This is a genomic window from Pseudomonas sp. GW821-FHT07G10, assembly GCF_059418545.1.
The window spans coordinates 1-18,406 of record NZ_JBWKQB010000017.1; the positions used below are offsets into that span (position 1 = coordinate 1).

16 protein-coding genes and 2 pseudogenes are annotated in these 18,406 nt (G+C 60.9%); 3 read left to right on the forward strand and 15 right to left on the reverse strand.

Annotated features, from left to right (window positions below; genetic code table 11):
- The first annotated feature begins 241 nt into the window (after positions 1-241).
- On the forward strand, positions 242-727 hold the full coding sequence (locus AC07O1_RS18495; protein WP_495089666.1) for an adenosine-specific kinase: 486 nt from the start codon (positions 242-244) through the stop codon (positions 725-727).
- Positions 728-800: 73 nt separating this feature from the next.
- Here the strand turns inward: AC07O1_RS18495 and AC07O1_RS18500 are convergent, their stop codons facing one another.
- From AC07O1_RS18500 to glcD, 6 genes and pseudogenes are all read right to left on the reverse strand, one after another.
- Positions 801-1,565, reverse strand: coding sequence for an alpha/beta hydrolase (locus tag AC07O1_RS18500; RefSeq protein ID WP_495012622.1), 765 nt, complete (start codon positions 1,563-1,565; stop codon positions 801-803).
- Between the two features lie 119 nt (positions 1,566-1,684).
- Positions 1,685-1,948: pseudogene (locus tag AC07O1_RS18505) on the reverse strand (malate synthase G); the annotation flags it as partial.
- A 39-nt stretch (positions 1,949-1,987) separates the two neighbouring features.
- A complete protein-coding gene (locus tag AC07O1_RS18510) occupies positions 1,988-2,389 on the reverse strand; it encodes a heme-binding protein (protein WP_494991187.1) in 402 nt (133 codons plus the stop codon).
- 30 nt (positions 2,390-2,419) lie between these two features.
- Complete coding sequence (gene glcF / locus AC07O1_RS18515; RefSeq protein WP_495024651.1) at positions 2,420-3,637, reverse strand: glycolate oxidase subunit GlcF; 1,218 nt, start codon at positions 3,635-3,637, stop codon at positions 2,420-2,422.
- Positions 3,638-3,640: 3 nt separating this feature from the next.
- A complete protein-coding gene (glcE, locus tag AC07O1_RS18520; protein WP_495089667.1) occupies positions 3,641-4,705 on the reverse strand; it encodes a glycolate oxidase subunit GlcE in 1,065 nt (354 codons plus the stop codon).
- Positions 4,705-6,204, reverse strand: a complete 1,500-nt coding sequence (glcD, locus tag AC07O1_RS18525; RefSeq protein ID WP_494991190.1) for a glycolate oxidase subunit GlcD — start codon at positions 6,202-6,204, stop codon at positions 4,705-4,707. Before glcD ends, glcE begins: the two co-directional genes overlap by 1 nt.
- A 234-nt stretch (positions 6,205-6,438) precedes the next feature.
- On the opposite strand from glcD, the gene glcC reads away from it, so the two are divergent.
- Positions 6,439-7,203 (forward strand): transcriptional regulator GlcC, encoded by a 765-nt coding sequence (gene glcC / locus AC07O1_RS18530; protein ID WP_495012625.1) that lies wholly within the window; start codon positions 6,439-6,441, stop codon positions 7,201-7,203.
- A gap of 48 nt (positions 7,204-7,251) precedes the next feature.
- Positions 7,252-7,419, forward strand: coding sequence for an OprD family outer membrane porin (locus AC07O1_RS18535; protein ID WP_495089775.1), 168 nt, complete (start codon positions 7,252-7,254; stop codon positions 7,417-7,419).
- 52 nt (positions 7,420-7,471) lie between these two features.
- Here the strand turns inward: AC07O1_RS18535 and AC07O1_RS18540 are convergent, their stop codons facing one another.
- The 9 genes and pseudogenes from AC07O1_RS18540 to kdpC all read right to left on the reverse strand — a co-directional run bounded on the left by AC07O1_RS18540 (position 7,472) and on the right by kdpC (position 18,402).
- Complete coding sequence (locus AC07O1_RS18540) at positions 7,472-8,119, reverse strand: hypothetical protein (protein WP_495089668.1); 648 nt, start codon at positions 8,117-8,119, stop codon at positions 7,472-7,474.
- Positions 8,116-9,312, reverse strand: coding sequence for a methyl-accepting chemotaxis protein (locus AC07O1_RS18545; RefSeq protein WP_495089669.1), 1,197 nt, complete (start codon positions 9,310-9,312; stop codon positions 8,116-8,118). The genes AC07O1_RS18540 and AC07O1_RS18545 overlap by 4 nt, the downstream gene beginning before the upstream one ends.
- 655 nt (positions 9,313-9,967) lie before the next feature.
- Positions 9,968-10,402 (reverse strand): annotated as a pseudogene (locus AC07O1_RS18550) (CBS domain-containing protein); the annotation flags it as partial.
- A 46-nt stretch (positions 10,403-10,448) separates the two neighbouring features.
- Positions 10,449-10,844 carry a nitrite reductase small subunit NirD gene (gene nirD, locus AC07O1_RS18555; protein WP_495012629.1) on the reverse strand — a complete coding sequence of 132 codons (396 nt, stop codon included), beginning with the start codon at positions 10,842-10,844 and terminating at the stop codon, positions 10,449-10,451.
- Positions 10,844-13,402, reverse strand: coding sequence for a nitrite reductase large subunit NirB (nirB, locus tag AC07O1_RS18560; RefSeq protein ID WP_495089670.1), 2,559 nt, complete (start codon positions 13,400-13,402; stop codon positions 10,844-10,846). Before nirB ends, nirD begins: the two co-directional genes overlap by 1 nt.
- 553 nt (positions 13,403-13,955) lie before the next feature.
- A complete protein-coding gene (locus tag AC07O1_RS18565; protein ID WP_495089671.1) occupies positions 13,956-14,309 on the reverse strand; it encodes a DUF2784 domain-containing protein in 354 nt (117 codons plus the stop codon).
- 108 nt (positions 14,310-14,417) lie between these two features.
- Positions 14,418-15,107: a two-component system response regulator KdpE gene (gene kdpE / locus AC07O1_RS18570; RefSeq protein WP_494991197.1), complete on the reverse strand. Its 690-nt coding sequence runs from the start codon at positions 15,105-15,107 to the stop codon at positions 14,418-14,420.
- The gene (gene kdpD, locus AC07O1_RS18575; RefSeq protein WP_495089672.1) at positions 15,104-17,803 is read right to left on the reverse strand and encodes a two-component system sensor histidine kinase KdpD; all 2,700 of its coding nucleotides are present in this window, start codon (positions 17,801-17,803) and stop codon (positions 15,104-15,106) included. The genes kdpE and kdpD overlap by 4 nt, the downstream gene beginning before the upstream one ends.
- A gap of 26 nt (positions 17,804-17,829) precedes the next feature.
- A complete protein-coding gene (gene kdpC, locus AC07O1_RS18580) occupies positions 17,830-18,402 on the reverse strand; it encodes a potassium-transporting ATPase subunit KdpC (protein ID WP_495012633.1) in 573 nt (190 codons plus the stop codon).
- Between the last annotated feature and the right edge of the window lie 4 nt (positions 18,403-18,406).

Here is an 18,406-nt window from a genome sequence, read left to right on the forward strand (position 1 = left end):
TCAAGATTAACTTCCGAAACCCCTATCTGCATCTGCAGGTAGGGGTTTTGTTTTGCGCGCGATTTGTCGGCGCGGGCTGGCTCGCGATGGCGATTACGAAGACGCCATGGCGCGCACTCCGGCGTCGGCCGGCTGCTCCTGCAGAGACTCCAGCCTGGCTTGGGCCAGAGACAGCCGATGGACACAGACATGGCAAATGAATAGCTATGCTTAGTCAACATCGGAAAAGGAGTAGATTGAAATGCAACTCATCACTGTGAAAATCGATAAGTCGGAAGCTACGAACTTCATTTTTGGTCAGACGCATTTCATCAAGTCCGTCGAGGATATCCACGAAGCGTTGGTAGGTGCCGTGCCAGGTATCAAGTTTGGCGTGGCCTTTTGTGAAGCCTCTGGCAAATGCCTGGTGCGATGGTCTGGCACCGATACCGCCATGATCGAACTTGCCCAGAAGAATGCGAAAGCCATTGCCGCAGGCCATAGCTTCATCATTTTCCTCGGGGACGGTTTTTATCCGCTGAACGTGTTGAACACAGTCAAAATGGTGCCAGAGGTATGTCGCATTTTTTGCGCGACAGCCAATCCAACTGAGGTGATTCTTGCTGAAACGGAGCAGGGTCGAGCGGTCCTGGGCGTAGTGGATGGTTTCTGTGCCAGTGACATAGAAGGCAACGAAGACATCCTTTGGCGCAAGAGCTTGTTGCGACAGATCGGCTACAAGCTATGAGTGAAGACCAGGCACTGCGTAGCGGCCCAATGAAGCCTGGACAACGTAGCTCCCTGCTCATCAAGCAGGTCGATTACAGCCCGCTGCCGAGCACTTTCAAGTATTGAGGGCTTTGCGATATTGAGTTGTGGCCAGTGCCCGGAATGACCTTGAACGAGGCCACGCCAGTGGGGAAATGTGCGTAGAGTTTCTCGGTATTTGAACGCGGTACGATCTCGTCGTGTTCAGCCGCGATCAACAGCGTAGGGACAGTGATTCCAGCGGCATATTTCCACGATTGAAACTTGTCCTTTAGCAGCCACCTCACTGGAAAAAAGGGCATTTTTATCGCGGCGAGATCTTCCAGGCTGCTGTACGGCGTGATCAGGATCAGGCGCGATGCCGGCCGCTGGCTCGCAAGGTGAATGGCGACACCCGTACCTAAACTACGCCCCACAACCACCGTATTGGGGTGGTCGGCGTGGACCATATCAAACAAGGCCAGGGCATCGCGCTGGAGGGCCTCCTCGGAGGGGGATCCGGAGCTTCCACCGAATCCTCTGTAGTTAAGCAGGTAGATCGCCTGATTCGGGAAGGCTTGCGAAAAGTCGGGCAGGTTCAGCGAGACATCCTCGGCATTGCCTCCGAAGTAGATCAGCGCATCCGGACCGTCGTGGGGTCTGGTTGAGACCAACACTTGGGCGTCGGCTACAGGCAGCTTGAGAATCGTTGCGGGGATACCCATGGTGCGAGGCTGCGGAAAGTAGATGAGGGCACGCTGAAACACGAACAATGCGGCACACAACCCAAGGTACGAGGCTGCAACCAATGCGAGGAGCAATACGACGGTTCGCGGCATGTGGCTGACTTCTTTCAGGGGGCACCCATCCGAGGTGTAACGCAACATGGAAAGCTGGCGCAGGCCGCGAAAGTGTAGTGCAGTCGTTGAGCTGGCAGGTTTTTAGAGTTCACTCGGCGTCAACCTTGTTTGAAGGCGATACGGAACTTATGCAGCAGCGGCTCGGTATAGCCGCTCGGTTGTTCGCATCCGTTGAAAACCAGCGCGCAGGCTGCCTGAAAGGCCTGCGATCGCTCGAAGTCGATTGCCATGGCTTGGTAGTGCGGGTCTGTGGCGTTCTGCTGGTCGACGACCTGAACCATGCGTTGCAGGATCTTCAGGGTCTGCGTTCGGTCGATCACACCATGCCTCAGCCAGTTGGCGATGTGCTGGCTGGAAAGTCGATTCAGCGCAAAGCGCTGTTGGTTTAGTGGAGGGCCGGTTCAATTCAGGCATTGGGCGCCGGCTCTGGCGACTTGGGCATCCTGTTCGGCTTTCACTCCCGACACCCCGACCGCACCGATCACTTGCCCATCGACGATGATCGGCACGCCGCCTTCCAGCGAGGTCAGCAGCGGCGCCGAAAGAAAGGCGCTGCGACCTCCGTTGACCATGTCCTCATAGCCCTTGGATTCACGGCGGCCCAGGGCCGAGGTGCGGGCTTTTTCCGTGGCGATATAGGCGCTGATCGCTGCGCAGCCATCGAGACGCTCAAGGGCCAGTGGGTGACCGCCGTCATCGACGATGGCGATGGTCACCGCCCATTGATTGTTCTGTGCTTCAGTGCGCGCGGCGGCCAGGATCTGACTCACTTCGCTCTGGCTCAATACGGCTTTGGTTCTCATGGGGTTCTCCAATGGACGCTGTTCGTTGGGTTAAGGCAGGGCTTCTTCGACCAGTTCGATCCAGTGCCTGACAGGGGTTCGGCCGGCACCGTCGAGGTGGGTCTGACAGCCGATGTTGGCGGTGGCAATCACCTCGGGTTTTCCGCTTTCCAGTGCATTGAGCTTGTTGTCGCGCAGTTGTCGGGACAGTTCGGGTTGGGTCAGCGAATAGGTGCCCGCCGAGCCGCAGCACAAATGGCTGTCCGGGACTGGCGTGAGGTTGAAGCCCAGGCGAGTCAGCAACTCTTCTACCGCGCCGCCGAGCTTTTGTGCGTGCTGCAAGGTGCAGGGGCAGTGGAAGGCCAGACGCATGGTGGCGCTGATCTTGAGTTGCTCCAGCGGCTCCTCACGCAGCACTTCGACCAGATCCCTGGCCAGGGCGCTGACCCGTTTGGCCTTGGCTGCATAGGCCGGATCGTTTGTGAGCAGATGGCCGTAATCCTTGATGAAGGCTCCGCAACCGCTGGCCGTTTGCACAATGGCTTCGGCACCGTTTTCGATGCTCGGCCACCAGGCGTCGATATTGCGCCGAGCGCGATTGAGGCCGGCCTCCTGGGCGTTCAAGTGATAGTCCACGGCACCGCAGCATCCGGCCTGGCTGATCGGCGTGACGCTGATTCCCAGACGGTCCAGGACTCGCGCAGTGGCGGCATTGGTATTGGGTGACAGGCTCGGTTGCACGCAGCCCTCGAGCATCAGCACATGCCGCGTGTGCTGCGTCGTCGGTCGTGGCTTGGCGGGGTGCACAGTGCGCGGCAACTTGACCTTGAGTACCTCAGGCAACAGCGGGCGAAAGGTTTCGCCAGTATTGATCAGCGTCTTGAACAGCCCCGGGTTAGGTACCACCGCTCGCAGACTCTCGCGTAGCAAGCGCTGGCCGAGAGGACGTGGCACGGCCTCGTCGACCACCGCGCGGCCGATGTCCAGCAGGTTGTGGTAGTCCACACCGGAGGGGCAGGTGGTTTCACAGTTGCGGCACGACAGGCAACGGTCCAGGTGCAGTTGGGTCTTCTCGGTGACCTCGTGGCCTTCCAGCACTTGCTTGATCAGGTAGATACGCCCGCGAGGGCCATCCAGTTCATCGCCGAGCAGTTGATAGGTCGGGCAGGTGGCGTTGCAGAAGCCGCAATGTACGCAGGTGCGCAGAATGCTATCTGCTTCTTCGGCGCGCGGCAGGCGTTTGGCCTGTTCACTTAAGGTGGTCTGCATGGTTCAGAGCTCCGCGTACATTCGACTCGGGTTGAAGATCCCTTGCGGGTCCAGTTGCGCTTTGAGTTGGCGGTGATAGCGCAGCAGCACGGGGGACAGCGGCTGGAAAGGGCTATCGATCAGTCCGTGGCTGTAGCAGGTCGCATGACCGCCGGCCTCATGGGCAATCGAGCGAATAACGGCAGCATCGGCGTCGGATTTCAGCCAGCGTTGGGCGCCGCCCCAATCGATCAACTGCTCGCCGGGCAGATCAAGAATGCCGGTATTATTGGGCACTGACAGGCGCCACAGTGGCTGACCTTCGTCGAAAAAGGCCAGACGCTGTTCATTCAGTTCGCCCCAATAACCGGGGTCGAGCCATTCGCCGCCGAGACGATCATGGGCGGCCGTCACCGACCCTTCGCCCCCTTCCAGGCGCAGATGCAAATGCTGGCCGTCATGGCAGGCGGCGCTGATGGGAAGGGGTTGCTGGCCCCATTCGGCGAGCCTTGCCAAGGCGTGCGCACGGTCCATTTCCAGCGAGATACTGATGCACCGGCGGGGCTTGGGCAGGACCTTTAACGACACTTCTGTGAGCAGGCCAAGACATCCGTAACTGCCCACCAGCAAGCGCGACAGATCGTAACCGGCGACGTTTTTCATGACCTCGCCACCGAAGCGCAGGTGTTTGCCCAAGCCTGTGATCACGCGGGTGCCGAGAACGAAATCACGCACCGAACCGGACCAGGGCCGGCGCGGGCCGGACAAACCGGCGGCGACCATGCCGCCCAGCGTTGCCCCCTCACCAAACGACGGCGGTTCGCAGGGCAGCATCTGGCCGGCCGCTTCCAGGGCTGCGGACAGATCGGCCAAAGGTGTGCCCGCCCGCGCGGTGATTACCAGTTCGGTCGGGTCGTAGCTGACGATGCCGTAATGACCGCGAGTGTCGAGCACTTCGCCTGCGACCGGGCGGCCGAGAAACGCCTTGCTGTTGGAACCCTGGATCAGCAACGGCGTGGCATTGTTCAGCGCCTGGATGACCTGTTCCAGCAGCGCAGCGCTGCCGTCGACATTCTGTTCGACATACATCAAAAACGCTCCAGTTCAGGGAAGGGCAACTGGCCCAGATGCACATGCATGGCGCCGAATTCGGCGCAGCGGTGCAGGGTCGGAATGTTCTTGCCGGGATTGAGCAGACCGCTGGGGTCGAAGGCGGCTTTCACTGCGTGGAACAGGGTCAACTCATCGCTGTTGAACTGGGCGCACATCTGGTTGATTTTCTCGCGGCCGACACCGTGCTCGCCGGTGATGCTGCCGCCGACCTTGACGCACAGTTCGAGGATCTTGCCGCCGAGGGTCTCGGCACGCTCCAGCTCACCGGGCTGATTGGCATCGAACAGAATCAGCGGGTGCATATTGCCGTCACCGGCGTGAAACACGTTGGCGACCCTCAGGTCGTATTCGGCGGCCAGAGTGGAGATGCCTTTGAGCACGCCGGGGAGTTCACGCCGCGGGATTGTCCCGTCCATGCAGTAGTAATCCGGCGAGAGCCGTCCTACCGCCGGAAAGGCATTCTTGCGTCCGGCCCAGAACCGCACCCGCTCGGCTTCGTCGCGGGCCTGACGCACTTCGGTGGCACCCGCGCGCTCAAGTACGGCACGAACCCGGTCACACTCATCGTGGACGTCCGCTTCAACCCCATCGAGTTCGCACAGCAGAATGGCCTCGGCGTCTACCGGGTAGCCGGCATGAATGAAATCTTCGGCCGCGCGAATCGCCAGGTTGTCCATCATCTCCAGGCCGCCGGGAATGATGCCTTTGGCAATGATGTCGCCGACCGCGCGTCCGGCTTTTTCCACGGAGTCGAACGCGGCCAGCAGCACTTTGGCGATTTGCGGTTTGGGCAGCAGTTTGACTGTGACTTCGGTGATGATACCGAGCATGCCTTCGGAGCCGGTGAACAGCGCCAGCAGGTCAAAACCCGGCGAGTCGAGGGCCTCGGAGCCCAGAGTCAGTCGTTCGCCTTCGACCGTGAGGATTTCAACCTTGAGCAGGTTATGCACGGTCAGTCCGTACTTGAGGCAATGCACGCCACCGGCGTTTTCGGCCACATTGCCGCCGATGGAGCAGGCGATCTGCGAGGAAGGATCCGGCGCGTAATACAAGCCGAAGGGGGCGGCGGCCTGGGAGATCGCCAGATTGCGTACGCCAGGTTGAACACGGGCGCTGCGCGCTGCGGGGTCGATGTGCAGGATCGTGTTGAAACGCGCCATCACCAGTAGCACGCCTTTTTCCAACGGCAATGCACCTGCGGAAAGCCCGGTCCCGGCACCGCGTGCGACTACCGGCACCTGGCGCTCATGGCAGAGTTTGAGCACGCCTTGTACCTGCTCGATGTGCCGGGGCAGCACCACCAGCATCGGCGTGGTGCGGTAGGCAGACAGGCCGTCGCACTCGTAAGGCTTGAGATCTTCCTCGCGGTGCAGGATATCCAGATCGGGCAATCGCTCTTGCAGGGCCTGGAGTAGCGAGCCTTTATCGACGGCAGGCAGCGCACCGTCAACGCGTTCGTCGTAGAGAATGTTCATGGGTGGCTAACGACCCTGAGTTGCTTTTATTGGAGGCTTGTTCACGGGAACAGCTGACTTTCATCATTGGCCTAAGGGGCCTTACTGTCCATGTGTTGTGAGGCTGGTCGAACCAGTTTTTTAGCGGATGGACTTCGTTATTTGTGATTAATATCAATATATTCAGTAAGTTAGTTGTGTTGTTTGATTTTATTGGCGTTTTCGCCATAACTGGTCATACCAGTTGGAGGTTGTATGAGCAGCAGTGATTCGGGCCGTGCCCAGGTGGCGGATGTGGTGTGCGAACGCATCGAGCGTCTGATTGTCGATGGCGTACTGAAGACCGGTCAGCTCTTGCCTTCCGAACGACGGCTGACGGAAAAGCTCGGCGTTTCCCGCACCGCGCTGCGAGAAGGGCTTAAATTGCTGCGTGCCAGAGGGATCATCGAGACCGAACAGGGCAAGGGCTCGTTTGTCGCGCAGTTGTCGGGACATACCCCCACGTCGCCGTTGATGCATTTGTTCAGTTCACAGCCCCGCACCCTCTACGATCTGTTCGAGGTGCGTAGCCTCCTGGAAGGCGAGTCCGCCCGACTGGCCGCGTTGCGTGGCACCGATGCGGACTTCGTGCTGATCACCCGCAGCTATCAGGCATTGGTCGAGGCTCACACACAGTCACTCGATGCCTCGGCCCATGCACGGCTCGATCACGCGTTCCATCTGGCGATTTGCGAAGCCTCGCATAATCCGGTTTTGGTGCAGACCTTGCGCTCATTGACCGATTTGCTGCTCAATTCAGTCTTCGCCTCGGTCAACAACCTCTATCACCGCGAACCTCAAAAACGTCAGATCGACCGGCAGCACGCGCGGCTCTATAACGCCGTCACCGGCCGTTTGCCCGAGCAGGCGCGCAAGGCGGCCATCGCGCATATCCAGAGCATCTGCGAGAACCTCAAGGAAATCGAAAATGAAGAACAGCGCCTGGTGCGTTCCACGCTTCGGCTTGAGGGGTGGACGTGAACATGTGGCATATCGATCCGGTGTCTCTGCGGCTGTTCATTGCGGTCTGTGACGTATGACTTCGCTGCACTCGGCATTCCGGGGCTGACGTTCGGTCTGCGTTACGTCAAGGGTGACGATGTCGACGCCAGCCATATCAGTACCTCCCTGGCCGCCGGCCTGCGCGCCAGCGCCGATGAACATCGCATGATTCTGAGCTACGTGTTCAATTTTTAAGCGCCAGGCTCTGCCGTTCACTTTCTCTTCCAGGGAGCCAGCCAATTTAACCTCAGTTCAGATCCCGGCGGATGGCATCGAGGCGTTCGTCGAGCAAGGGGGTGAGCAGGGCGTAGCACTGCGCCGGGTCGATGGACACTGTCGGGGCGTCGATCAGGCAACGCTGCAACCGTTCAAGAGCATTGCGCAGCGAGCCTTGAGCCTGCCTGAGTAAGCGTTCATGCAGGTACTGCAACTGGATCAGCATTTCCAAAGGGCAACTGCGAAAGGCGGCCGCGCGCACGGACAAACCGCGCAGCCGCCCCAGGTCTTCCAGTTCCCAGCAGCGTTCGGCGATGCTGGGTGGGGTCAGATTGAACGCACAACGATGCAGTTCAAGATGCTGGATGGCGCCGAGCAACTCTTGTAACAGCCGGCAGTGACCTTCGAAATCCGCGGGGTCGCGGCGCAACACCTGCCAGGCTTGTCGTTGTGTCGCATACGGCCACGCTCTCCAGCCCTGGTCGAGCGAGTCGCCCAGAACCTGGCAGCGCAGGCGTGCCTCGCGGGTGGTCTGTCCACCGAGGCCGCGATGCTGCTGCAGGCCTTGCAGCAGGTCGAGGCCCAGCAAGAGTGCCTGTCGCAGGCCCGGGTCATCCTGTGGCAAGCGGGTTTGTCGGGATGGCTCGCCGTCGAGTATTCCGATGAGTGTTGAGTTCATGGGCGGCTTCCGACGGTGAGCTGATTGAGATAGCGGGTCAGGTCGTGCAGCGCATGAGTCTGCGAGCTCTGTTCCTGCACCGCGCCATTGACCTGTTGCAACTGTTCGCTGAGGGCATGATTGGCTTGCCGGTGCTCACTGAGCGCCTGTTGCATGGCGCCAAGGTGCTGCAGATTGGTCTGACTGCGTCGTGCCAGATTGTCGAGGTTGGCGGCGAGCTGCTCGCTCTGCTGGCTGCCCGCTTGCAGCAAGTCGCGGTGTTCTTTGACCTCGCCATCCACCAGGTGCACCGCCGTGGCAATCGCTGTTGCGGCCGTGGTGATCTCCTGGGTGGCCCGGTCGGTGGCCTGGGCCAGGCTGCGGACCTCTTCGGCGACCACGGCAAAACCACGACCGTGCTCGCCAGCGCGGGCAGCTTCGATGGAGGCGTTGAGTGCCAGCAACTGGGTCTGCTTGGCCAGTGCCTGGATGCTCTGCACCGTGCTCTCGACTGCGGCAGTGCGCTGCAGCAAGGCTTCCACGGCCTGTGCGGTATTGCCCAGGCTGTGCTGGATGGCGAGCATGCTGCCGCCCACGGCGCGCGCCTCCAGACAACCGGCGTCGCTCTGGGCATGGGCGTCGGCGAAGGCTGCCAGCGCACCTTGGGCCAAGGCGTCGATGCTGTGCAGAGTCTGATCGATCTGCTCGCTGGCGGCAGCGATCATAGCGATCCGTTGGCTCTGTTGCTCACCCTGGTCGCGGGCTTTTTGGGCCATCTGTTCCAGGGCGCGGCTGGCGAATTGCACTTCGCTACGCAAGCGTTCGCTGTTGCGCAATTGCATACTGCCGGCCATCAGTAGCGTCGCCGAATCGGCATCCGGGGGGCTGCGCAGTAGCCGTGCCAGTTCGGTGTTCCAGAACGTCTGCAGTCGGCGTTGGTGGCGCTCGCGCAGGTGCCAGGCGCAGCCCAGGTAGAGTACGCCAGGTATCAGGGTCAGTGCGCTGGCGGGTTGGTCGGCGAGCGCGAAACCGCAGGCGCCGAGGGCCAATCCAAGCGGTAACCAGGCGCCGATTCGACTGCGTTCGAGAAGGGCTCTACCGGGTTCGAACAGTGCCTTGCCGAATGCCGTGTCTGTCGGGCGACGGGGTTTGCCGACCCCCTCGCTCCGGTTCGCTGCGGCGTGAGTCGAATGGAGCATTCCTTGAGCGGACATGGATAATCCTTACATTGCCAGGATGAAAGCAAAAACGGCGCACGCTCACCTTCCGCAATGCGGAGGAGGAGCGGACGCCGTTGCCCATGGTGTTTGCGAAGCCATCGCCGTTGATGGCTCATGCCTGGTTATCCCTTAGCAAATTGTCTGCCAGGCTTTGCTATCGACAGATCGCAGGAGTGTGCCCGGACAGTGAAAAGGGCGAATTCGCCGACAATCCGACGTTCGTCATTGGCAGATTTGCCTTATCAGCAGCTATTCAATGGGGACGGTGCATGCCCAAGCCACACCGAGAGTTCTGCAGCGCACAGCGCACGGGTGACTCCGTCGCGCTGATAAGGGGCAGCAAGTCCGGGTCACCGACCGCGATGCACCTTGGCCGGGCAGTCGCCTTCAGGCTTTCATCAGGGTTTTTCTTCAGCCGATAGGCCAGGGCAGGGCGGGTCATGCTGAGTAAAGGCGATGCGTACTGGATGAAATTGACCGTGCCGTTTGAGCCTGGTCACCGCAGGCTCTGTCTGGTGGTTTCAGAACATGCCCGTATCGCAAGATAGGGGCATTTTTGTATGCGCTGTTCAACTCACGGCAAGTGGCCGACTTCTGCCGCATGCATCTCAGGCGCTCGTGCGATGCCCACGGCCGGGAGGCTCCATAGATCTCCGCGAATGTACTGTTCCAGTTGGCGGATCAGATCGGCCTGCTCGATGATGGCTTCTTTAACCAGGTCGCCAATGGACAGCAGGCCCAGCAGTTGTCCGTTCTCCACCACCGGCAAGTGGCGCAGATGGCTGTCGGTCATGATGCCCATGCAGGTCTCGACGCTTTGACGGGAGTCCACTGTCACCACTGGCGCGCTCATGATGTCTCTGACGGGCGTGCCGACCGAGGAGCGCCCCTGGAGAACAATCTTGCGCGCGTAGTCGCGCTCGCTGATGACACCTACCACCTGGCCCCCCTCCATGACCGGTAGAGCCCCCACATTTTTTTCAGCCATCACTCTCAGCGCTTCCAGCACCATCTGATCCGGGGCGATGGTGTGGACCTGATTTTGCGTGGCTTTCAACTTCAATAGTTGTGCAACGGTCTTCATGGGGAACGCTCCTGTGAATGTCTACCTGCGGGCCGAGTTCTGTCACTCAAGCGCCCGCGCTTACTCCAATCTCCACCACATCACCGTTCAGCCGCACCGGCCAGACGCGCAGGCTTTGTTCCGGATACTCCAGGCAGCTGCCGTCTTCGAGACGGAAGTGCTGTTTGTACAGCGGCGAGGCAATCACCAGGTCGCCCTTGAGGTTGCCGACGATACCTCGGCCAATGACATTGGCGCCTGACTTCGGGTCGCGGTTGTCGATGGCGTAGAGGGTTTTGTCCTGGGCATCGGGCAAGTGAAACAGCGCCACCTGGGCGCCATCGATCCAGGCGACGACACCTGAATTGGCGACCAGGTCGTGACGGCTGCACAGCGCCCGCCAGTGCGCAGGGCTTTCGCTGGCGCGGTGGGGTTCGATTCGGACGACGTTTGACTGGCTCATCAGAGCACCTCCTCGGTAACGGGAATCAGATGGAGTTCGGTGGCGTGCACCGGGCGACGCTGGCCGCGTTCCTTGACGAAATGGATATCCGGATCGCCGCGTTCGTCATTGACGAAGGTGCGGAAACGCTTGAGCTTTTCCGGGTCATTGATGGCGTTGGCCCATTCGCATTCGTAACGGTCGATCACCAGCTGCATCTGCGACTCCAACTCAGCGCCAAGCCCCAGGCTGTCCTCGATGATCACCTCCTTGAGGTAATTCAGACCGCCTTCCAGGCTCTCGCGCCAGACCGAGGTGCGCTGCAGTTTGTCGGCAGTACGGATGTAGAACATCAGGAACCGGTCGATGTAGCGCAGCAGGGTGTTGTCATCCAGGTCGGTGGCCAGCAGCTCGGCGTGACGCGGACGCATGCCGCCATTGCCGCAGACGTAGAGATTCCAGCCTTTCTCGGTGGCGATCACACCGATGTCCTTGCTCTGCGCTTCGGCGCATTCGCGGGTGCAGCCGGACACTGCAAGCTTGAATTTATGCGGCGCGCGCAGGCCCTTGTAGCGGTTCTCCAGGATCAGTGCCATGCCGACGCTGTCCTGCACGCCGTAGCGGCACCAGGTGCTGCCGACACAGGATTTCACCGTGCGCAACGACTTGCCGTAGCCGTGGCCGGTCTCGAAACCGGCCTCGATCAGCTCGCCCCAGATGTCCGGCAGTTGATGCAGTTGGGCGCCGAACAGGTCGATGCGCTGGCCGCCGGTGATCTTGGTGTAGAGGTCATATTTTTTCGCCACGGCGCCGAGGGCGATCAGTTTGTCCGGGGTGATCTCGCCGGCGGCGATGCGCGGGATGATCGAATAGGTGCCGTTCTTCTGCATGTTCGCCATGAAGGTGTCGTTGGTGTCCTGCAAGGGCACCAAGGACGGATCCATGATCGGCTGGTTCCAGCACGAGGCGAGAATCGAGCCCACCGCGGGTTTGCAGATATCGCAACCGGTGTGGCCACGGCCGTGCTTGGCCAGCATCTCGTCGAAGCTGATGATCCCTTCCACCCGCACCAGGGCGTACAGCTCCTGGCGGGTGTGGGCGAAGTGTTCGCACAGGCTTTTGTCGACGGCGACGCCACGGGCGCTGAGTTCATGCTCGAAGACCTGTTTGAGCAGTGCGCTGCAACCGCCGCAACCGGTGCCGGCCTTGGTCTTGCCCTTGAGTTCGCCCAGATCGCTGCAGCCGGCGTCGATCGCACAGCACACCGCGCCCTTGGTGACGTTATGGCAGGAGCAGAGGGTGGCGGTGTCCGGCAGCGCATCTGCGCCGAGTGTCGGAGCGCCGTCCGACAGTGGCAGGATCAGGCTGGACGGGTCCTTGGGCAGCGCGATGCCGTTCTGCGCGTACTGGAGGAGGGTGTCGTAGTAACTGTTGTCGCCGATCAGCACTGCGCCGAGCACGTGCTTGCCGTCGGCGGAGACCACCAGGCGCCGATAGCTGGCGCTGGCTTCGTCGATGAAGCGGTAGCTTTTGGCTCCGGGTGTGGTCGCGTGAGCATCGCCGATCGAACCGACATCGACGCCCAGCAGCTTGAGCTTGGTCGACATGTCTGCGCCGGTAAAAGGCTCGTAGTGCTGACCGGCCAAATTCGCGGCAACGTTACGCGCCATGCTGTAGCCCGGCGCCACCAGGCCAAAGATGCTGCCGTTCCAGGACGCACACTCGCCGATGGCGAAGATGTCGGGGTCGCTGGTGCGGCAATGATTGTCGACCACCAGACCGCCGCGGGTTGCCACCTCCAGTCCGGCGCTGCGACCGACAGCGTCCTGGGGGCGTATGCCGGCGGAGAATACGATCAGGTCGGTTTCAAGGAACTCGCCATCGTTGAAGTTCATGCGGTAGGCATATTCTTCACCAATGACGATCTCCTGGGTCGCTCGCGAAAGGTGCACGCCGACACCCAAGGCCTCGATCCGTGCCCGCAGCGCCTCGCCGCCGCTGGCGTCCAGTTGCACCGGCATCAGTTGTGGGGCGAACTCGACGACATGGGCTTCCAGCCCCAGGGACTTCAAGGCGTTGGCGGCTTCAAGACCAAGCAGACCGCCACCTACCACCACACCACGCCGGGCATGGGTGGCGGCTTCGCGGATCGCGTCGAGGTCGTCCAGGGTGCGGTAGACCAGCCGCGAACGTCCCTCGGCGCCGGGGATCGGCGGCACAAAGGGATAGGAACCGGTGGCCAGCACCAGGCGGTCATAAGCCTGGCGTCCGGCGCTGGTGACCACTTCCTTATGCTCACGGTCGATTTCAAGTACCTGAACCCCGAGGTGCAACTGCACGCCATGGCGGGCATACAGATCGGCATCGCCAAGGGCGAGGGACTCGGCATCACGGCCGCCGAAATACTCTGAGAGGTGTACGCGGTCGTAGGCACGCTGACGCTCCTCACCGAACACATGCACGTGATAGTGGGCGAGTGCACCGCGCTCGATCAGTTGCTCGACACAATGGTGGCCGACCATGCCGTTGCCGATAACGACCAGTGTTTCGCTTTTGATCGGGGTGACGATAGCGTTCATAGCCTTTCCTCTGTCGAAGCCGCTGCCTTGGCATGGCCAGAAAAAAACCAAAAAAAAACGCCTGGAGCCGTCTAGCAGCTCCAGGCGTCTTTGCCTGGTATTCGTTGATGTCTGGTGGGGTGATTAACCGAGGCCGCGCTGCCTGGTTCACCCGTCCCATGCCTGTTGAGGCGGGTGGTCGGCGGTGACCACTTGGGACGCCCGCCGGAGAGTTCGGCGGGTTTGTCAGTAGAAGAGCAGATTTCATGCCAGTTCCGGCGCGAGGTATTTCGATCCCGGGAAACGATTAGCGGCGCAGGGGTTGAAACGCTACAACGCGGGCTTTTCAGGAACTCTTGAAGACACCCATTGGCTTCGCCCGGCCAGTTATCATCCAGGCGCATTGAACCAGAAGGGTGCGAATTACTATTGCGGTTCCTTTTTTGGGGCAAATCTGGTTCGGGATGTGTTTGCGGCTCATCTGTAGCCGTTAGCGAAGGCCCTGTGCAGCGGTATTTTTGTGGCTTGCGACAGCTCCACTGGATCAGAACGCGTATTGCACGCGTGTTTCCTTTCACTGCCTCAGCAGCAACAGGTAGACGAGCGCATTGATCACAAGCACCAGAGCGCCCAGCCATACCTGTATGCCAGGTGTCAGCCCGGCCGGATAAATCAGCGGCCACAGATAATGCTCAACGAAACTGGCACCATGGCCGGCTTCTCCGGCGGCCAGACGCAGGTGGTTTTCCCATCCGGTCAGCGGGCAGGGCCACTGGAAGCCCTCGACCGCCGCCCCCCAAGCCACAGCGGGCAAGTGCCACCAGCACAGGTGGCGCCATTTGAGCACCAGTAGCCCGCCGCACAGCACGAAGAGAATGAACAGCAAATGGAGCAGCACCAGCCCGTCGGCGGCTATGCGATAGAACATGTCGACTCCCTCGTTTCCGGATGCAGAGGCAGGCCATGCCGTTGCACACCCTTGAGGTGTCGAGACAGGTGTCTGGAGCGTAAGGGGCCCACCATATCAAGGCTCCGCTCAAGGAAGAAAACGGTAGCCGACACCGGTCTCGGTGATCAGGTGGCGCGGCTGCGAGGGGTCCACTTCGATCTTCTTGCGCAGACCGCCCATGAATACTCGCAGATATTGCGTATCTGTTTGATGGTTAGGCCCCCAGACCGCCTTGAGCAATTGCAGATGCGTCAGTACACGGTCTGGATGGGCGCACAAATGAGTCAGCAGGCGGTATTCCAGTGGCGTCAGATGCACGGGCACGCCGGAGCGCTCCACGACACGCCGTTCCATATCGATCCGCACGTCACCAAAGGTCACGATCGAGGTGCTTTCAACACCCTTCACGCTCCGGCGCAACTGGGCCCGGACTCGCGCGAGCAGTTCACCGGTGCCAAAGGGTTTGACCAGATAGTCATCGGCACCGGTATCCAGCGCAACGATTTTCGCGGACTCGGCACTACGCGCCGACAAGACAATAATCGGGACCTGCGACCACGTCCGTAGATCCCGGATGAGATCGACCCCATCGCCATCTGGCAGTCCGAGGTCAAGCACAATGAGGTCGGGACGTCGTGTCCCGGCTTCAATGAGACCACGCTCCAGCGACTCTGCCTCATACACCAGCAGACCTTCGGCCTGCAGCGCCATGCGCACGAAGCGCCGGATTTCAATTTCGTCCTCAACGATCAGGACACGTAGCGCCGTTTCGCTCATGGTTGGTCCTCGTCAGTCGGCTCCGCAGGCTGTTCGATAATGGGGGGCTCGCCGCGTGGCAGACTCAGCGTGAAACGCGCACCGCCATCCGGACGCGTGACGCCGTGAACCGTTGCGCCATGGACCTGGGCGATGGCACGGCTGATGGCAAGTCCTAGCCCGACGCCCGGGATTGCGCTTTCCTTTTTACCACGCTCGAACTTGCTGAATATCGCTTCCTCGTGTCCTCGCGGCAATCCAGGACCAAAGTCGTCGACCCATAATTGAATGGTGTCACTGGTCGCTTCAGCGCCAATTCTGATGGGCGTGTCGGGCGGGGTGTACTTGCCGGCGTTCTCAAGCAAGTTGACGAGAATTCGCTCGATCAAAACAGTATCAATCTGGACCAGCGGCAGGTCCTCAGGTAGGGACACCTGCACCGGGCGCGCGCCTAAAGCAGGGCGAACGGCCCTCAGCGAACTGCCCACTACTTCCTCCAGGGGCTGCCACTGGAGATTCAGTGCAACCGCGCCTGATTCAAGTCGTGCCATGTCGAGCAGATTGTTAACCAGAGTGTTCATGCGCAGCGCTGATTCACGTATCGCATGGGCAATCTCAACGGGCTCGCCGGTCAACGGGGGCTTGGTCAGCGTCAGCGTCTCCGCCAATCCGACCATCGCCGCAAGGGGCGTTCGCAGATCGTGCGAGATCGCAGCCAGCAGCGAGTTACGCAGGCGCTCCGATTCCATCTGAACCGTGGTGTCCTGAGCGACATTGACGTAATGGATTCTTTCCAGCGAGATGGCTAACAGCGATGCGCACGTGTCGAGCAGGCGTCGCTGTTCCGGAACGGCCAGCCGAGTTGAGTCGCGCGGTTGTATCGCCAATACACCGCGTACGCGCATTGGCGCTGACAGCGGCAGATAGAGTGTCGGGCTCGCCGGCAGGGTATCGGTTCCGTATCCGGCTGCCTCGGCTTTATCGAAGGACCACTGGGCAATGGCAGAGTCGACCTCAGGAGCATCGCCGGTGGTCATCGGCGCTTGCAGCTTGTCGTTGTCATCGGCAACGAGCAACGCCGATCGTGCGTTGAATTCGTCTGCGAGGAAACGCGTGCCGATCTCGGCCACTTGCTCGGTCATGAGTGCTGCGGACAAATACCGGGACATCTCATACAGCGCTCGTATGCGATCTTCGCGCTTTTGCGCTACCCGTGCCTGGTAGGTCAGGCCGGCAGTCATTTGACCGATCACCAGTGCCACAACGAGCATTACGCCGAAGGTCACCAGGTACTGGGCGTCGTTGATGGTGAATGAAAAACGCGGTGGCACGAAGAAGAAGTCGAACGCACCAACCGAGAGGAATGCTGCGAGAACCGCCGGACCGCGGCCATAGCGAACCGCGATGCCGACGACCGCGAGCAGGAACAGCATCACGATATTGGTCAGTTCGAACACCTGCAACAGGGGCGTGGCGAGCAAGGTGGCCGCCGCACAGATCGCAGCACTCATGGCGTAGGCGGGCCACACCACGCGATTCTCGCTGCCGACGGTGGCCTTCTCCGGTCGAGTACGTTGTTGTGCCGGGAGTGCGATCTGAACCACGTCCAGGTCGCTTCCAAGCTCACCGATCCGATCCGCCAGCATGCGAGTCCAGGGCCATCGGCGCGGCGTGTCGTCACGCCCAAGCACTACCTTGGAGAGGTTGTGCTGTCGTGCATACTTGACCAGGGTCTGGGCAACGTCCTGGCCGGCCAGGGTCGAAATCTGCGCCCCCATCTCTTGGGCGAGTTTCAAGGTGCGCAGGACACGCTGGCGTGCGACATCGGGCAGGCGTTGCAATGCGGGTGTCTCGACGTAGACGGCATGCCAGGGCACATTGAGTTGGGCCGCCAGACGCGCGGTCGAGCGCACGGTTTTCTCTGTGCGTTCACTTGGGCCGACGCAGGCAAGCAAAGAGTCTCGTGTGCCCCAGACGGGTTGTACCGCACCGCTTTGGCGGTATTGCAGCATCTCGTTGTCGACCCGGTCGGCCGTTCGGCGCAGAGCCAATTCTCGCAGCGCTATGAGGTTGCCCTTGCGGAAGAAATTGTGCACCGCGTGTTCGGCTTGATGCGCCAGGTACACTTTGCCTTCCTTCAAACGCTGCAACAGGTCGTCGGGTGGCAAATCGACGATGACCACTTCATCTGCGCTGTCAAACACGTGGTCGGGCACCGTTTCCCACACCCGGATCCCGGTGATGCCGCCGACAATGTCATTCAGGCTCTCAAGATGCTGGACGTTCATCGTCGACCAGACATCAATGCCGGTGCTGAGCAGTTCCTCGACATCCTGCCAGCGTTTCGGGTGCCTGGAGCCGGCGAGATTGGAATGCGCCAGCTCATCGATCAGGATCAGTTCCGGTTTGCGCTCAAGCGCACCGTCGAGATCGAATTCAGTCAGCGTGCGATCCTTGTAGAGGACTTGTTTGAGCGGCAGCTGCTGGAGCCCGCAAACCAGCGCTTGTGTCTCGGCGCGACCGTGGGTTTCGACCACGCCAATCAGCACATCGACATTCAGCTCTTGCGCTGCTCGGGCGGCGACGAGCATCGCGTATGTCTTGCCGACACCGGCGCTGGCACCGAAAAAAATTTTCAGTCGGCCGCGCTTCGCCTGCGACTCCTCCTCGCGAATCTGCGCCAGCAATTGATCCGGGTCAGGGCGTTGTCCGTCCATCAGGACCACCGTGTATGAGTCGGCTCTCAGCGTGCGGCGTCGAGTGCCAGGTTCAGTGCCAGGACGTTGACCCGCGGCTCGCCCAGGAACCCCAGCAGCGGGCCTTCGGAGTGTTCGACAATCAGTGCGCGCACGCGCTCGAGTGGCAGGTTGCGGATCCGCGCGACCCGGGCGGCCTGGTAGTCGGCGGCAACGACACTGATATGTGGGTCAAGTCCACTGGCAGAACTGTAGACCAGGTCAGCCGGTGCCGGCGCACTGTTGCTCGGGTCGGCTGCGCGCAGTGCTGCGATGCGGCTCTTGACGGCGTCGGCCAGGGCCGGGTTCAGCGGGCCCAGATTCGATCCGCTCGAGGCGCTGGCGTTATAAGGCATGGGGCTCGTGGCGGATGGACGGCTCCAGAAGTACCTGGGATCACTGAATGCCTGGCCGATCAACATGGAGCCCACCGGTTTGCCGTCCTTCTCGATCAGGCTGCCCGCAGCCTGCTGCGGGAATATCAGTCTGGCGATGCCGGTCATGGCCAGCGGATAGGCCACGCCGGTCATCAGAGAAAGTACGATGAGCAGTGTCAATGCCGGACGGAGCAAGGATGACATGTGA

Bases quoted from the DNA above. Each gene is read 5' to 3' on its own strand.
- AC07O1_RS18495 (WP_495089666.1), top strand. From the start codon at position 242: ATGCAACTCATCACTGTGAAAATCGATAAGTCGGAAGCTACGAACTTC.
- AC07O1_RS18500 (WP_495012622.1), bottom strand. From the start codon at position 1,565: ATGCCGCGAACCGTCGTATTGCTCCTCGCATTGGTTGCAGCCTCGTAC.
- AC07O1_RS18510 (WP_494991187.1), bottom strand. From the start codon at position 2,389: ATGAGAACCAAAGCCGTATTGAGCCAGAGCGAAGTGAGTCAGATCCTG.
- glcF (WP_495024651.1), bottom strand. From the start codon at position 3,637: ATGCAGACCACCTTAAGTGAACAGGCCAAACGCCTGCCGCGCGCCGAA.
- glcE (WP_495089667.1), bottom strand. From the start codon at position 4,705: ATGTATGTCGAACAGAATGTCGACGGCAGCGCTGCGCTGCTGGAACAG.
- glcD (WP_494991190.1), bottom strand. From the start codon at position 6,204: ATGAACATTCTCTACGACGAACGCGTTGACGGTGCGCTGCCTGCCGTC.
- glcC (WP_495012625.1), top strand. From the start codon at position 6,439: ATGAGCAGCAGTGATTCGGGCCGTGCCCAGGTGGCGGATGTGGTGTGC.
- AC07O1_RS18540 (WP_495089668.1), bottom strand. From the start codon at position 8,119: ATGAACTCAACACTCATCGGAATACTCGACGGCGAGCCATCCCGACAA.
- AC07O1_RS18545 (WP_495089669.1), bottom strand. From the start codon at position 9,312: ATGTCCGCTCAAGGAATGCTCCATTCGACTCACGCCGCAGCGAACCGG.
- nirD (WP_495012629.1), bottom strand. From the start codon at position 10,844: ATGAGCCAGTCAAACGTCGTCCGAATCGAACCCCACCGCGCCAGCGAA.
- nirB (WP_495089670.1), bottom strand. From the start codon at position 13,402: ATGAACGCTATCGTCACCCCGATCAAAAGCGAAACACTGGTCGTTATC.
- AC07O1_RS18565 (WP_495089671.1), bottom strand. From the start codon at position 14,309: ATGTTCTATCGCATAGCCGCCGACGGGCTGGTGCTGCTCCATTTGCTG.
- kdpE (WP_494991197.1), bottom strand. From the start codon at position 15,107: ATGAGCGAAACGGCGCTACGTGTCCTGATCGTTGAGGACGAAATTGAA.
- kdpD (WP_495089672.1), bottom strand. From the start codon at position 17,803: ATGGACGGACAACGCCCTGACCCGGATCAATTGCTGGCGCAGATTCGC.
- kdpC (WP_495012633.1), bottom strand. From the start codon at position 18,402: ATGTCATCCTTGCTCCGTCCGGCATTGACACTGCTCATCGTACTTTCT.